Origin of the sequence: Sphingomonas sp. KR3-1, assembly GCF_040049295.1 — a bacterium.
Classification (GTDB): Bacteria; Pseudomonadota; Alphaproteobacteria; order Sphingomonadales; family Sphingomonadaceae; genus Sphingomonas.
Window position 1 is genome coordinate 1,115,800 of sequence record NZ_JBDZDQ010000001.1, and the last position, 13,831, is coordinate 1,129,630.

The 13,831-nt window shown below is 68.4% G+C and carries 16 protein-coding genes; 10 read left to right on the forward strand and 6 right to left on the reverse strand.

What is annotated here, in order from left to right; all coding sequences use genetic code 11:
- Positions 1–117: 117 nt before the first annotated feature.
- Positions 118–867 (reverse strand): LytTR family DNA-binding domain-containing protein, encoded by a 750-nt coding sequence (locus ABLE38_RS05540; RefSeq protein ID WP_348973158.1) that lies wholly within the window; start codon positions 865–867, stop codon positions 118–120.
- A 225-nt stretch (positions 868–1,092) separates the two neighbouring features.
- Here ABLE38_RS05540 and ABLE38_RS05545 point away from each other — a divergent pair, with 225 nt between their 5' ends.
- From ABLE38_RS05545 to ABLE38_RS05570, 6 genes are all read left to right on the forward strand, one after another.
- Entirely contained in the window at positions 1,093–1,701 is a 609-nt protein-coding gene (locus ABLE38_RS05545) for a DUF1579 domain-containing protein (RefSeq protein ID WP_348973159.1), read from the forward strand.
- Between the two features lie 100 nt (positions 1,702–1,801).
- Positions 1,802–3,046 (forward strand): DUF3419 family protein, encoded by a 1,245-nt coding sequence (locus ABLE38_RS05550; protein ID WP_348973160.1) that lies wholly within the window; start codon positions 1,802–1,804, stop codon positions 3,044–3,046.
- Positions 3,043–3,705 carry a class I SAM-dependent methyltransferase gene (locus ABLE38_RS05555; protein ID WP_348973161.1) on the forward strand — a complete coding sequence of 221 codons (663 nt, stop codon included), beginning with the start codon at positions 3,043–3,045 and terminating at the stop codon, positions 3,703–3,705. The genes ABLE38_RS05550 and ABLE38_RS05555 overlap by 4 nt, the downstream gene beginning before the upstream one ends.
- Positions 3,706–3,709: 4 nt before the next feature.
- Complete coding sequence (locus ABLE38_RS05560; protein WP_348973162.1) at positions 3,710–4,123, forward strand: LuxR C-terminal-related transcriptional regulator; 414 nt, start codon at positions 3,710–3,712, stop codon at positions 4,121–4,123.
- Positions 4,124–4,214: 91 nt separating this feature from the next.
- Positions 4,215–4,733, forward strand: a complete 519-nt coding sequence (locus ABLE38_RS05565; RefSeq protein WP_348973163.1) for a DUF4199 domain-containing protein — start codon at positions 4,215–4,217, stop codon at positions 4,731–4,733.
- Between the two features lie 39 nt (positions 4,734–4,772).
- A complete protein-coding gene (locus ABLE38_RS05570; protein ID WP_348973164.1) occupies positions 4,773–5,336 on the forward strand; it encodes a Uma2 family endonuclease in 564 nt (187 codons plus the stop codon).
- 6 nt (positions 5,337–5,342) lie between these two features.
- On the opposite strand, the gene hemA is transcribed toward ABLE38_RS05570, so the two are convergent.
- Positions 5,343–6,584 (reverse strand): 5-aminolevulinate synthase, encoded by a 1,242-nt coding sequence (gene hemA, locus ABLE38_RS05575; protein WP_348973165.1) that lies wholly within the window; start codon positions 6,582–6,584, stop codon positions 5,343–5,345.
- A gap of 230 nt (positions 6,585–6,814) precedes the next feature.
- Between hemA and ABLE38_RS05580 the strand changes: the two genes are divergently transcribed.
- The gene (locus tag ABLE38_RS05580; protein WP_348973166.1) at positions 6,815–6,985 is read left to right on the forward strand and encodes a hypothetical protein; all 171 of its coding nucleotides are present in this window, start codon (positions 6,815–6,817) and stop codon (positions 6,983–6,985) included.
- A gap of 4 nt (positions 6,986–6,989) precedes the next feature.
- Here ABLE38_RS05580 and murI read toward each other — a convergent pair whose 3' ends face one another.
- The gene (murI, locus tag ABLE38_RS05585; RefSeq protein ID WP_348973167.1) at positions 6,990–7,793 is read right to left on the reverse strand and encodes a glutamate racemase; all 804 of its coding nucleotides are present in this window, start codon (positions 7,791–7,793) and stop codon (positions 6,990–6,992) included.
- A 202-nt stretch (positions 7,794–7,995) separates the two neighbouring features.
- Positions 7,996–8,715, reverse strand: a complete 720-nt coding sequence (locus tag ABLE38_RS05590) for an EF-hand domain-containing protein (RefSeq protein WP_348973168.1) — start codon at positions 8,713–8,715, stop codon at positions 7,996–7,998.
- A gap of 150 nt (positions 8,716–8,865) precedes the next feature.
- On the opposite strand from ABLE38_RS05590, the gene plsY reads away from it, so the two are divergent.
- Both plsY and dprA read left to right on the forward strand, forming a co-directional pair.
- Positions 8,866–9,471: a glycerol-3-phosphate 1-O-acyltransferase PlsY gene (gene plsY / locus ABLE38_RS05595; protein WP_348973169.1), complete on the forward strand. Its 606-nt coding sequence runs from the start codon at positions 8,866–8,868 to the stop codon at positions 9,469–9,471.
- On the forward strand, positions 9,464–10,546 hold the full coding sequence (dprA, locus tag ABLE38_RS05600; protein WP_348973170.1) for a DNA-processing protein DprA: 1,083 nt from the start codon (positions 9,464–9,466) through the stop codon (positions 10,544–10,546). The genes plsY and dprA overlap by 8 nt, the downstream gene beginning before the upstream one ends.
- Before the next feature lie 82 nt (positions 10,547–10,628).
- Here dprA and ABLE38_RS05605 read toward each other — a convergent pair whose 3' ends face one another.
- Positions 10,629–11,054: a hypothetical protein gene (locus tag ABLE38_RS05605; protein ID WP_348973171.1), complete on the reverse strand. Its 426-nt coding sequence runs from the start codon at positions 11,052–11,054 to the stop codon at positions 10,629–10,631.
- A gap of 198 nt (positions 11,055–11,252) precedes the next feature.
- On the opposite strand from ABLE38_RS05605, the gene yghU reads away from it, so the two are divergent.
- Complete coding sequence (gene yghU / locus ABLE38_RS05610) at positions 11,253–12,146, forward strand: glutathione-dependent disulfide-bond oxidoreductase (protein ID WP_348973172.1); 894 nt, start codon at positions 11,253–11,255, stop codon at positions 12,144–12,146.
- Between the two features lie 53 nt (positions 12,147–12,199).
- Here the strand turns inward: yghU and ABLE38_RS05615 are convergent, their stop codons facing one another.
- Positions 12,200–13,726 carry a DUF4403 family protein gene (locus ABLE38_RS05615; protein WP_348973173.1) on the reverse strand — a complete coding sequence of 509 codons (1,527 nt, stop codon included), beginning with the start codon at positions 13,724–13,726 and terminating at the stop codon, positions 12,200–12,202.
- Positions 13,727–13,831: the final 105 nt, after the last annotated feature.

The following is a 13,831-nucleotide window of genomic DNA, read 5'->3' on the forward strand; positions in this document are numbered from 1 at the left end:
CGACGCCGGCGAAGGCCGGGCGCCCAGCCAGCCGGTAGCCGAAAACAGAAAAGGCCGGGCATCGATGCCCGACCTTTTCTAACCCACCCCTAGCCCTTCCTTTGCAGGGAGGGGAATTTAGCGGGCCCGCAACCACCCCCGCGCCCTCGCCTCCGCGGCATAGGTGGCGCTGACCGGCACGCTGCCACCGCCGGCGAGCAGCAGGCGCCATTTGCGCCCTTCGCGCGCCGCCCCTTCCACCGCCGTGGCCGATACCCAGGCGCCGCGATGGACCTGCGCGCCGTCGATCCCGGCGACTTCCGCCAGCGCGTCGCCGAAGCGGTAATGGATCAGTTCGCTGCGGCCGTCGCGGCGGTGGACGCGGCAATAATGGTCCTCCGCCTCGATGGCGCTCAGGTCGCAGGCGGCGATGCGGGCGCGGGCGAGCAGGCCGGTCTCGGCGCGGACCGGGCGGAGACGGCGCAGCAGGGTCCAGGCGACCAGCGTGCAGACCGCGAAGATCGTCGCGCTGATCGCCACGGCGCGCGCCCAGACGTCGAGCGGCATCGCCGCCATCGCGACGCCGACGAGCCGGCCGCACAGCCAGATCTCGAGCGGCAGCGGCAGGTTGAGCGGGACCGTGCCGAGCAGCGCGACGCGCGGCCAGTCGCTCGGCTTGCGCACGCCCCAGGCAAAGAGCAGCTGCCATTTGAGCGCGTTCCAGCCCATCAGCAGCAGCCAGAAGGCGATGCGCTGGCCCAGCGGCAGCGCGCCGGTGTTGAACCCGCCGGTGACGGTCATCAGGGCGGCGGCGGCGAAGCAGGCGATCCACAGCAGCGGGAAGCCGGGGACCGGCCGATCGGGCAGTGCGCGTTTCGCGAAGGCCAAGGCGCGCTTCGCGAAACCGCGCTTGCCCGGGCGGCGGGCGGCAGGGCCTGTGCGGAGCGACCGGGCGGGCATGGCGGGGAGGCTGCCATGTAGAGCCCGGGATCACAACGGGAGTTCTGGATGCTGCGCATGACCAAAATGTACGTCACCCCCGCGAAAGCGGGGGCCCATCTCGTGCAGATGCCACGGGAAACACGGCGGTTGTGCGCGCGGATAGTCCAGGAGATGGGTCCCCGCTTTCGCGGGGATGACGTTCTGAGGCGGGCATGGCGTGCACTCGCCAGCGTCATCCTGCTGGCGTTTGCTGCTCCTTTAGTCGCCCACGCCCAAGCCGCCGACACCACCGCGCTCGCCGCGCAGGGCGAGGCGATGCACAAGCTCGACTGGATGCACGGCATCTGGCGCGGCGAGGCGCGTGTCCGCGCGGCGCAGGGCGAGCTGGTGGTCACGCATACCGAGCGCGCCGGCACGATGCTGGGCGGCACGGTGACCGTGGTCGAAGGCAAGTCCTATGGCGCGGACGGCACGGTGCCGTTCAATGCCTTTGCCGTGATCGCCTTCGATGCGCGGGCCGGGACGTACAGCATGCAGAGCTATGCCGGCGGCCGCGCGGGCAATTTCCCGATGACGGTCACCGACAGGGGCTATGCCTGGGAAATGCCGGCCGGGCCGGGCGCCAAGGTGCAATACAGCGCGACCTTCGACGGCACGACCTGGACGGAGACTGGCATTTTCGTTGCCGGCGGCCAGCCGCCCCGCCCCTTCTTCAAGATGGCCCTGAAGCGCATCGGCGACACCGACTGGCCGGCCGGCGGGGGCGTCACACGGGATTGATTTTGCAGCACTCCTGACCCAAGGGTGACGCCGGTTCGTCACAAAGGGGTAATAGGGCGTGGGCCATCGCCGCCGCCCGCCGGGCGTCCAGGAGTCACTGATGGGTACGATTACCAAGACGCCGAAGAATGTCGCAGTCCGCGGCGCGGTGCATCGCCACGAGCATCTCAGCAAGGAAGGGCTGCTCGAACGCGCCTTCACCTTCGCGTTCCGTGGCCTGGTCTATCCGCAGATCTGGGAAGACCCGGTGATCGACATGGAAGCGCTGCAACTGCAGAGCGACCACCATCTCGTCACGATCGCGTCGGGCGGCTGCAACGTCTTCTCGTACCTGACCGCGAACCCGGCACGGATCACCGCGGTCGACCTCAACCCGGCGCATATCGCGCTCAACAACCTCAAGAAGCAGGCGGCGCTGCGCCTCCCCGACTATGCGGCGTTCCACCGCTTCTTCGGCCAGGCCAACAAGGCGGAGAATGTCGAGGCCTACCGCGAATTCATCGCGCCGCATCTCGACACGCCGTATCGCGACTATTGGGAGCGCCGCGGGCTGAACGGCACGCGCCGCATCGATGCGTTCAAACACGGCTTCTACAAATATGGCCTGCTCGGCCGGCTGATCGGCTTCGTCCACTGGCTGGGCAACCGCTACGGCATCGACCCGCGCGAGATCCTCAAGGCGAAGAGCATCGAGGAGCAACGCGAGATCTTCGAGACGCGCTATGCGCCGTTCTTCGAGAAGAAGTTCCTGCGCTGGCTGGTCGACCAGCCCGCGGCCTTGTTCGGCTTCGGCATCCCGCCGGCGCAGTACGACCTGCTCAAGGTCGACGACCAGGCCGGGATCACCGGGGCGCTGCGCAGCCGCCTGCGCAAGCTGGCCTGCGACTTCGACCTCAAGGACAATTACTATGCCTGGCAGGCGTTCGGCCGCAGCTATGGCGAGGGTCCGGACGCGCCGCTGCCGCCCTATCTCGAGGCGAAGAACTGGGAGACGGTCCGCGCGCGCGCCGACCGCGTCGAGATCCGCCACACCAACTATGCCGATTATCTCGAATCGATGCCGGCCCAGTCGCTCGACCGCTACATCCTGCTCGACGCGCAGGACTGGATGACCGACGAGCAGCTCACCCGGATCTGGGGCGAGATCACCCGCACCGCCAAGCCGGGCGCGCGCGTGCTCTATCGCACCGCCGCGATCCCCGACGTGGTGAAGGGCCATATCCCCGAGGAGCTGATGTCCCAGTGGGAATATGAGGACCAGGCCAAGCTCGACGACTGGACGCGCCGCGACCGCTCCTCGGTCTATGGCGCGACGCACGTCTGGACGCTGAAGCCGCACGCATGAGCGCTGTAAATGGGGGCGCCGACCAGAAGGGGCTGATGGACGCGACCTATGCGCTCCATCGCCACTTCTACGACTTCACGCGGAAGTTCTACCTGCTCGGCCGCGATGCGCTGATCCGCGGGCTCAACCCGCCCAAGGGCGGCACGGTGCTCGAGGTGGGCTGCGGCACCGCGCGCAACCTGATCGTCGCGGCGAAGCGCTTCCCGGAGGCGCGCTTCTTCGGCTTCGACATCAGCGAGGCGATGCTGGAGACGGCGCGCGCCTCGGTGGAGAAGAACGGGCTTTCGGACAAGATCACGCTGGCGCAGGGCGATGCCGGGGCGTTCGACGTGACCACGTTGTTCGGGCTGGAAAAGCTCGACCGGGTGTTCATGAGCTACACGCTGTCGATGATCCCGCCCTGGGTGGAGGCGATCGAGCTGGGCGCGCAGGCGCTTGCCTCCGGCGGCAGCCTGCACATCGTCGATTTCGGGCAATATGAGCGGCTGCCGAAGTTCGCCAAGAAGCTCCACTTCAAGTCGCTCAACGACTTCCACGTCTATCCGCGCGCCGAACTGCCCGCGGTGCTCAAGCGCGTCGCCGGGGAGCAGGGGCTGCGGCTCGACTTCCGCTCCTCCCTGCGCGGTTACGTGTGGAGCGCGACGCTGACGCGGGACTGAGCGCATGTGGAAGCGCGTCCTGCTCTATGGCGCGCTGCTGGCGGCGGGGACGCTGCTGCTCGAATGGCTCGACTATCAGCGGCTGGTGCGATCGCGCACCGGCGACATCTATGGCTTCGTGATCGGCGCGGGGTTCCTGGCGCTGGGCATCTGGCTGGGCGCGCGCGTGTTCGCGCGGCCTCCGGTGCAAGCATTCGACGGCAACCCCGAGGCGGTGGCGACGCTGGGCATCTCCGCGCGCGAGCTGGAAGTGCTCGGCGAGATCCTGGCCGGGCGATCCAACCAGGAGATCGCGGACCGGCTGGGCGTATCGCTCAACACGGTGAAGACGCATGTCGCGCGGCTGCTCGACAAGCTGGGCGCGAAGCGGCGCGGCGATGCCGTGGCCCGGGCGCGGGAATTGGGGATCGTGCGCTAGCCATTTCACGCAAATCATCCTTTCGGGCGATTGCCGCATCGGCTTGCCGGCGGCTTCCTTCAGGCGCAACCTGAACCGAGGGGGACCTGAAATGCTTCGAACCATCCTGATCTACGGCGCGATCGGCGGGCTGATCGCCGGAGGCGCGATCTCGGTCGCCGTGCTGCTGCTCAACCAGCACTCGATGGCGTTCGGCTATCTGAGCATGCTGGTGGGGCTGACCACCATCTTCGTCGCGATCAAACGCCAGCGCGACGTGGCGCAGGGCGGCGTGATCCGCTTCTTCCCCGCGCTCGGCATGGGGCTGGCGATGAGCGTGGTGGCGGGCATCTTCTACGCGCTGGCCTGGGAAGCGGTGCTGCAGATGATCGGCGGGCCCGGCGCCTTTATCGACGGCTTCGCCAACGCGATGCTCAAGGGGCTGCACGGCGATGCGCTTGCCAGGATGAGCGCCGAGCTGGAGGGGATGCGGGCAAGCTATCGCGATCCGCTCCAGCGGCTGCCGATGACCTTCATGGAGATCTTCCCGGTGGCGGCGGCCGTGGCGCTGTTCTCCGCGGCGACGCTGTGCAACAGCCGCTTCCTGCCGGCGCGGACGGCAGAGGCCTGAGACTCGCTGCGCGCGCGGGCCTGTGATAGCTTCCCCGCCATGAACCAGCAGGTCCGCGTCTCGCCCGCCCGCGACTGGAAGGCGCCGTTCACCGCCGCCGAGTTCCTGCACATGCTCGAACTTGGCGCCTTCGAGGACATGCGCGCCGAGCTGGTCCGGGGGGAAATCGAAAAGATGATGCCGGCGGAATGGACGCATGGCGAGCTGACCATGCGAGTGGGCGCCCTGATCTTTCCGCTCGCCAAGACGACGGGCGCGCGCGTCGGCACCGACGTCGTCATCAAGATCGACGAGCTTACCGTGCGCGCGGTCGACGTCGTCGTGGTGCGGCCGGAGGCCTCGCCGCACAAAGTGCTGCACGGTGCCGAAGTGCTGTTCGCTGCGGAGATCGCCGAGACGACGCACAAGCGCGACCTGGGCGAGAAGCGCGAGGAATATGGCGCGGCCGGCATTCCAACCTATTGGGTGCTCGATAGCCTGAAGCAGGTCACGCATTGCTTCCAGCTCGATGCAAGCGGACGCGCCTATGGCGACGCCGAGATCGTGCCGTTCGGGCAGGCGATGGAAATCCCCGGCCTGCCGGGCACGATCACGATCGAGTGAAGGGCGTTACGCCGCCCGGCGCAGCTCCAGCCGGCCCCAGATCTCGACCAGCGCCGCGACCAGGTCGCGCATCATGCCCTCGTCGTGCGCAGGGCCCGGAGTGAAGCGCAGCCGCTCGGTGCCGCGGGGCACCGTCGGGTAGTTGATCGGCTGGACGTAGACACCGTACTCGGCGAGCAGGATGTCGCTGATCTTCTTGGCCTTGACCGGATCGCCGACCATCAGCGGCACGATGTGCGTGGTCGAGTTCATCACCGGCAGCCCGGCATCGGCCATCAGCGCCTTGAGCTTGGCGGCGGAGGCCTGCTGGCCTTCGCGCTCGACGGTCGAGCCCTTCAAGTGCTTCACGCTGGCGAGCGCACCGGCGACGAGCACGGGCGAGAGCGAAGTGGTGAAGATGAAGCCCGGCGCATAGCTGCGAATCACGTCGATGATCATCTGGTCGGCGGCGATATAGCCGCCCATCACGCCGAACGCCTTGCCGAGCGTGCCCTCGATGATCGTCAGCCGCTCCGCGACGCCGTCGCGCTCCGAGATGCCGCCGCCGCGCGGGCCATACATGCCGACGGCGTGGACCTCGTCGAGATAGGTCAGCGCATTGTACTTGTCGGCCAGGTCGCAGATCTCGGCGATCGGCGCGACATCGGCGTCCATCGAATAGACGCTCTCGAACGCGATCAGCTTGGGCGCCGCGGGATCGTCGGCCGCGAGCAGTTCCTCGAGGTGTGCGAGGTCATTGTGGCGGAAGACGCGCTTGTCGCAGCCCGAATTGCGGATGCCCGCGATCATCGAGGCGTGGTTCAGCTCGTCCGAATAGATGATGCAGCCGGGCAGGATCTTGCCGAGCGTGGCGAGCGTCGCCTCGTTCGAGACATAGCCCGAGGTGAAGAGCAGCGCACCGTCCTTGCCGTGCAGGTCGGCAAGCTCGTGTTCCAGCTCGATATGATAATGGGTGTTGCCGCCGATGTTGCGCGTGCCGCCCGAGCCGGCGCCGACATCGTGCAGCGCCTCTTCCATCGCCGCGATCACCTTGGGATGCTGGCCCATGGCGAGATAGTCGTTCGAGCACCACACGGTGATCGGCTTCGGGCCATTATGGCCGGCGAAGCAGCGCGCATTGGGGAACATGCCCTTGTTGCGCAGGATATCGATGAACACGCGGTAGCGGCCCTCGGCATGCAGCCGGTCGATCGCGGACGAGAAGACCCGGCTGTAGTCGACGGGCACAGGGCTGTCTGCACTGCTCATGCGGGGTTCCTATCGCCAAAGTTTGGCGATTTCCAGTTGGACATAATGCCTAATCGAATCGTGCGCGTACCCCTTTGCGCGAAAACAAAACTCAGTCGGCGCAAAATTGATGTGGATTGTCCCGAAGCGCGCCGGATGTGGTATCAAGGATGCATCGCGGGCGAGTCGGCTACCCAAGCAAGCCCGCGGCTGAGAGACCAGCGCTCCCGCTTGCAGATGGAGCACATCTTATGAGCGCCAGAGACCAGGAATATTTCGCCAAACGCGCCCAGCAGGAGCGCGAGAATGCCGAGCGCGCCGAGGACATGACTGCCCGCCGCGTCCATCAGGAAATGGCCGAGCGCTACTCCGCGCGACTGCGCGACATGACCATGAGCGTCCCCGCCGCCGCGCACGCCTGACCGGCTAGAGCGACTCGATTTCGACCAGCCCGTAGCGCGCCAAGGCAGGCGCCAGGGCATCGGTCCGCGCACTGCGCGCCGTGAACACCACTTTTCCCGACAACGCTGACGCCGAAGCAGGCCAGGACTGGCCTTCGGTGAGATACGCGACTCGCCGGGCGATGCCGGGGCCGCCATCGACGAAGCGGACCGGATGCGGCGCGGCGGCGGCAAGCTCCGCCTCGACCAGCGGGAAATGGGTGCAGGCATTGACGATCACGTCGATCCGCGCGCCGCCCGGCTGGTCGAACAGCCCGGCGAGCACTGCGCGCATCCGTTCCGGCAGCGGCGGCACCCCCTCGAGCGACGCTTCCGCGATCTCGACCAGTTCGGCCGAGCCGTGGCGCAGCACCGTGCAATCGCCGGCGAAGCGCGCCGCGAGATCGTCGACATAGGGCTGGCGCACCGTCGCCTCGGTGCCGAGCACGCCGATCACCCGCGTCTGGCTGCGCAGCGCGGCGGGCTTGATCGCCGGCACGGTGCCGACGATCGGCACGTCGAGCGCGGCGCGGACATGCTGGAGCGCGATCGTCGAGGCGGTGTTGCAGGCGATGACGATCAGCCGCGGATCATAGCGCTCCGCCAAGCGGCCGAGCAGCGCCGGCACGCGCGCGGCGATCTCGCCCTCGCTGCGCGTGCCATAGGGAAAGCCGGCCGAATCGGCGACATAGACGAGCGGCGCGTGCGGGAGCAGCGCCGCGGTGGGCGCGAGCACCGAGAGCCCCCCCATGCCGGAATCGAAGAACAATATGGGGCGGGAGTCGGTCATCCTGCGCGGGGCATGGCTCCGCCTCCGATGCGCGTCAACCGCCCCTGAGGTTGGGAAACGCCCCAAGGTTGGAGACTCGAATATTACCTTCGTCGCCCCGGCCTTGCGCCGGGGTCCCGCTGGCCCCGGTGGACGGAAGAAGCGGGATCCACGCGCAAGGCCGGGGTGACGCAAAATATATCAAAGGCTTGCAAGCGCGGTATCAGCTGCGCGGCTTCCAGTTGGCCGGGATGCCGGTGATCGCCACCCTGGCGCGGCCGGCGGCGATATATTCGTCGCGACTGACCTTGCCGTCGCCATTCCTGTCATTGTGCTCGAGATACATCGACTTCGCCAGCGCCACCGACACCTTCCGGAACGGCTGGTCGCCGATCTTGACGCGTGCCGAGGTGACCGGCAGCTCCCCTGCTTCGAGATAGCCCGACTTGTCGCGGTCCATGATGTCGAAGCTCTGGCCGAGAAAGGCCTCTGCCTGCTCGGGCGTTGCCGGCACCCAGGGCCCCTCGTAGCGCTTGCCCTTGTGCGCGGGCTCGGGCGTGTCCTGGGGTGCCGGGGCACCCCGCAGCGTCAGCGCCAGCACGGCCGCGATGATGATGCTCATTGCAATTCCTCCCATCCACCACCGGCGCCTGTCGCCGGGGGCGGGATCGGCTTGCGGCGGGGCAGCCGGCGCGGCGAGGTCCGCTGGCTGGGGTACCAGCGGCTGGGACTCGGCCAGCGCGAGCAGCCGCGCCGCCTGGAGCGAGGACGAGAGGCCTAGCTTGGTGCGCGCCATCTTGATGCGCTTCTCAACCGCGTGCGGCGAGACGCCGAGCTCCAGCGCCATTTCCTTGGCGGTCTGGGGCAGCAGGCGGCGGCGCAGGCATTCCTTTTCGTTGTCGGTCAGCCGGGCGATCGCCGCCCGCATCCGTTCATCCAGCACGCACGCACTCCCACCCGCTTTTGGCCCCCGCACAGGCGCGCAACGCTAGGGGAAAGCCCGATTTCCTCCAAGGTGGTGCGATTGGTACCCCATGCGTGTCATTGCGCCGTCCCCGGCATTGGCTATGGTGCCGGGGCGCAGGGGGAAGAATTGACGAACGACATTCCATGGCTGGCACCCGCAGGGGTCTTGCTGCTCGGCTATCTGCTGGGCTCGATCCCGTTCGGGCTGTTGCTGACGCGGATCACCGGCGCGGGCAATCTGCGCGAGATCGGATCGGGCAGCATCGGCGCGACCAATGTGCTGCGCACCGGCCGCAAGGGGCTGGCGGCGGCGACGCTGCTGCTCGACCTCGCCAAGGGCGCGGCGGCGGTGTGGATCGCCGGCGCGATCGTGCCGGGCGGCGGCGTGCTGGGCGCGATCGGCGCGTTCGTCGGCCATTGCTATCCGGTTTGGCTCCGGTTCAACGGCGGCAAGGGCGTGGCGACGCTGATGGGCGTGGTGCTGGCGCTCTACTGGCCGTCGGCGATCGTGTTCGCGGTCGTCTGGCTCGGGCTGCTGGCGGCGCTGCGCATCTCCTCGATGGCCGGCATGAGCGCGGCGATCAGCGCGCCGGTGAGCGCGGCGTTCTTCGGGCGGATCGAGCTGGTGCTGCCCCTGCTCGCGCTGACGATGATCGTGCTGTGGAAGCACCGCGCCAATATCGACCGGCTGCTGAACGGCACCGAGCCGCGCGTCGGGCAAAAAAGTGTCTGACACACGCGCGGCACGGCTTAGGCTGCTGCGCTCTGCCAATATCGGGCCCGTTAGCTATGCCCAGCTGATCGCCCGCTTCGGCAGCGCCGAGGCGGCGCTCGACGCGCTGCCGATGCTGGCGGCGCGCGGCGGCGGCCGGGCGCCGGCGATCGCCGACCCTGCGCGCGTGCAGCGCGAGATCGCCGCGGTGGAAAAGCTGGGCGCGCGCTACCTGTTCCTGGGCGATGCCGACTATCCGCCGCTGCTCGCCGAGCTGGAGAGCGCCCCACCGGCGCTGATCCTGCGCGGGCGGAGCGAGCTGCTCGGTCGCGCGACGGTGGCGATCGTCGGCGCGCGCAATGCCTCGGCGGCGGCGTGCCGCTTCGCCCGGCAGATCGCGCTGGGGCTGGGCGAGGCGGGCGTGACGGTGGTCTCCGGGCTGGCGCGCGGGATCGACACGGCGGCGCATGTCGGCTCGATCGGGAGCGGCACCGTCGGCGTGATCGCCAGCGGGATCGACATCGCCTTCCCGCCGGAGAATCGCGACCTGCAGGAGCGGGTGGCGAACGAGGGCCTGTTGCTCGCCGAGCAGCCGCCGGGCACCGAGCCGCTGGCGCGTTTCTTTCCCTCGCGCAACCGGATCATCGCCGGGCTGGCGCTGGGCACGGTGGTGGTCGAGGCGGCGCCGCGATCGGGCAGCCTGATCACCGCGCGGATCGCCAACGAGGCGGGACGCGACGTGATGGCCGTCCCCGGATCGCCGATGGATCCGCGCGCGCAGGGCTGCAACCTGCTGATCCGCGAGGGCGCGACTTTGGTCCAGGGCGTGGACGACATCCTCGAGATGATCCGCCCGATCGACCCGCGCGCGGTGCGCACGCCGGCGAGCGGCTGGCGGGGCCCGCCGCCCGAGGATGCGAGCGATGGCGACCGCGCGGCGGTGACCGGGTTGCTCGGGCCGGTGCCGGTGAGCGTCGACGAGCTGATTCGCCAATCGGGGCTGGCCCCCGCCGTGGTGCAGACCGTGCTGCTCGAGCTCGAGCTTGCCGGCCGGCTGGAGCGGCATGCAGGGGGACGGGCTAGCCTGTCGGGATAAGGGGAACGATGGAGCGGAATGCGGAAGAGCGGGCCAGCTGGAGCGCTAGCCCGCCATCCCAACGCCGTGTTCGAATCCTTGCCTAGCGCGCCGCGACACCCAGGGCGTCGCCGAGCGCGGCACGGCGCAGCGCTTCATTGTCCTTTCGCGCGACGGGAGAACTGGCGAAGCAGGTGTCAAAGGTGGGCGCGAGGCGCTTGGCCGCGGCGTCCGCCTCGGGCGTGCCGCGTCGGGCGGTGACATAGGAGAGGCTCGTGTCGCGATCCTTCGCGGCGACGCACTTGCCAACATCGCCCCAGCGGGCGATCTCTCCGGCGACACGCACACTGAACGTGCGCGGCGGCGGCGTGCCGATGTCACTCCCGGGAGGAGCGCTGTAAAAGGAGCGCAGGTTGGGCGCAGTTCCGCCGGGGCCGTAGTTCGCCACGGGGCTGGACTGCGCAAATGCCGGAGCAGCCCCCGCAACAAGCATTACCAGCCCGCCGAAAATCAATCCCTTGCGATACATCGCCGATCCTTTCCGATACTTGCACGCCAAAATATCCGCCAAAGGCTGTTCTGTGGCAAGCCCTCGGACCAACATCGAACCGAAGCGGATCGTTCCGCCACCCGCGACCAGCGCCGTCTCCCCGAAGCACAGCCGGGGCTGGCAAGTTTCGCTCCCGTTCCTACATCGCGGCGACAACCCCTCCCCAGGAGCTCCGACATGGCCGATGCCCAAGATCCAGCCAACAACCAGCCCGCCGGCTATGTGCCCCCCAAGGTGTGGGTATGGGAGCAGGGCAATGGCGGGCAATTCGCCAATATCAACCGGCCGGTCTCGGGCGCGACGCACGACAAGGCGCTGCCGGTGGGCGAGCATCCGCTGCAGCTCTATTCGCTCGGCACGCCCAACGGCCAGAAGGTGACGATCCTGCTCGAGGAGCTGCTCGCCGCCGGCCATGCGGGCGCCGAATATGACGCCTGGAAGATCAATATCGGCGAAGGCGAGCAATTCGGCAGCGGCTTTGTCGAGATCAACCCCAACTCGAAGATCCCGGCGCTGGTCGACCGCTCGGCCGATCCCGCGATCAGCGTGTTCGAGAGCGGCGCGATCCTGGTCTATCTCGCCGAGAAGTTCGGCGCGTTCCTGCCGACCGAGCCGGCGGCGCGGGCGCGGACGATGAGCTGGCTGATGTGGCAGATGGGATCGGCGCCGTTCCTGGGCGGCGGCTTCGGCCATTTCTTCGCCTATGCGCCGTTCAAGATCGAGTACGCGATCAACCGCTATGCGATGGAAGTGAAGCGCCAGCTGCACGTGCTCGACAAGCACCTGGCGAAGAACCGCTACATGGCCGGCGAGGAATACACGATCGCCGACATGGCGATCTGGCCCTGGTATGGCGGCGTGGCGCGCGGGGATGCCTATGCCGGCGCCGCCGAGTTCCTGAACGTGACCGAGTATACCCACTTCACCCGCTGGGCCGAGGAAGTGGGCAGCCGCGAACCCGTCCAGCGCGGGCGGCTGGTCAATCGCGGCTCGGGGCCGGAGGAATTCCGCCTCGCCGAGCGGCACTCGGCCGCCGATATCGACGCGGTCCGCGCGAAGATGCAGGGCTGACGACTCTTATCCTGTTCCCCGGCGAAAGCCGGGGAACAGGTTGCGTGTGCTAGCTAACGGCCCGGCAGATATTCGACGCGGGCGGTGCCCGAGGCCCAGACGGGCAGGTATAGCCCCTGCCCGGCTGCCTTGAGCGAACCCGTACGCACCTGGCCGATCTCGGCGTGGATGACGAAGTCTCCGGCGCGCTTCTGGACGATGGCGCGCTGGACCTTGCCGAGCAGCTTGTCGAAATCATGCGTGAAGTTCTGGGTGAGCGAGTCGGCGAGCACCTCGCCGACCGCCGGCGCCTGGACGAGGCGGACGAGCAGGTCGCCGGCCAGCCGGTCGGTCTCGCCCGAGACGGTCAGCCCCTCGAAATGGACGCGCTGCGAGCCAGGGGCGTTGACCGGAACCGCGGTGAGCCAGACCAGCCCATGCGTCTCCGCCCCGCCGCTTTGCGGGCGCGCCGTGATCGTCAGGCCGACGGCGATCCGGCCGCCGGTAGTCCCATAGCCGGTGATCTTGTCGAACTGCGCGACAACGGGGCCGATGCCGGGCACCTCGAACGGCCGCTTCGAGCGCTTGGCGAGCGCCTTTTGCAGCACCGGCTCGAGCTGGGCATAATCGGCGATGACGGGCAGGAAGAATTCGAGGCGGGAGCCATGCGCGTCATGCCCGAGCGGCGGCAGCTGCGTCGGCGCGGGATCGGCCGGGCGCGGGCCGACAAAAGTCTCGGTCAGCGCGGTGAGGCCGAGGCGCAGGCGCAGGCGGTTCCCGGCCAGCGCATAGCCGCCATAGTTGAGCTTCTGTGGCGTGATCCGCATCCAGACCGGCGGATTCTCCTGGTTGAGCTGGAGCGAGGTGAAGCTCTGACGCCATGCATCGGCCACCCGGGCGCGGATGTTGAGCTTGGCGATCTCCTGCGGCAGGCGGCGCTCGAGATCGCGGACGACGGGCGCGAGCTTCTCGTCGGCCTTGTCGGTGAAGGTGATGCGCTTGCCCAGGAAGTCGATGCCGGGCGCGGTCGTCCAGCTATAGGCAAGGCGCACGGTCGCGCGGGGCTGCCAGTTGTCGGTCATCGACAGGCGGATGCGAGCGTGGACCATCGCCGAGCCGGTCGCCGTTTCGCCCTTGAGGAAGCCGCCGACGTTGCGCGCGGCGATGTTGGCGCGGATCGGCACGTCGGCGACGATCTCCTCGCCCTGCCCGCGCAGGCGGATGGCGGAGCGCGTGACGGTGCCGACGACGGTGCAGCCGAGATCGGGCGACACCTTGATCCTGGCCTTGAACAGCTTGACCCGCTGGGCCGGCACGCATTTGTCGACCTGCTGGTCGATCGACCAGAGCGCGCGCGGCACGGCCTGTTCGAGCGCGTGGCTGAGAACCGAGACATTGACGTCGAGCGGCACGTCGATCGCGGAGAGCTGGTGCGGCACTTCGACCGCGTCGGTCGCGCGCGGCGGCGGCTCGGCCTTGGTGCCGCCGACGAGGAACAGCATCGCCGCGACGCCGCCGGCGAGCACCGCCAGCAGCCCGCCGATGATCCAGAGCCGCAGCCGGCGAAAGGCGCTGCGCGGCATGGGCTTGTCCTCGGGCAATATCCTGCTCCCCTAAGCCGTTGACCCGTGATACCCGCGAAACGACCCCCAGGTTCCGAACAGGGTTCAAGATCAACCGGCTTGACGCCCGCCGCAGTCCCTCCC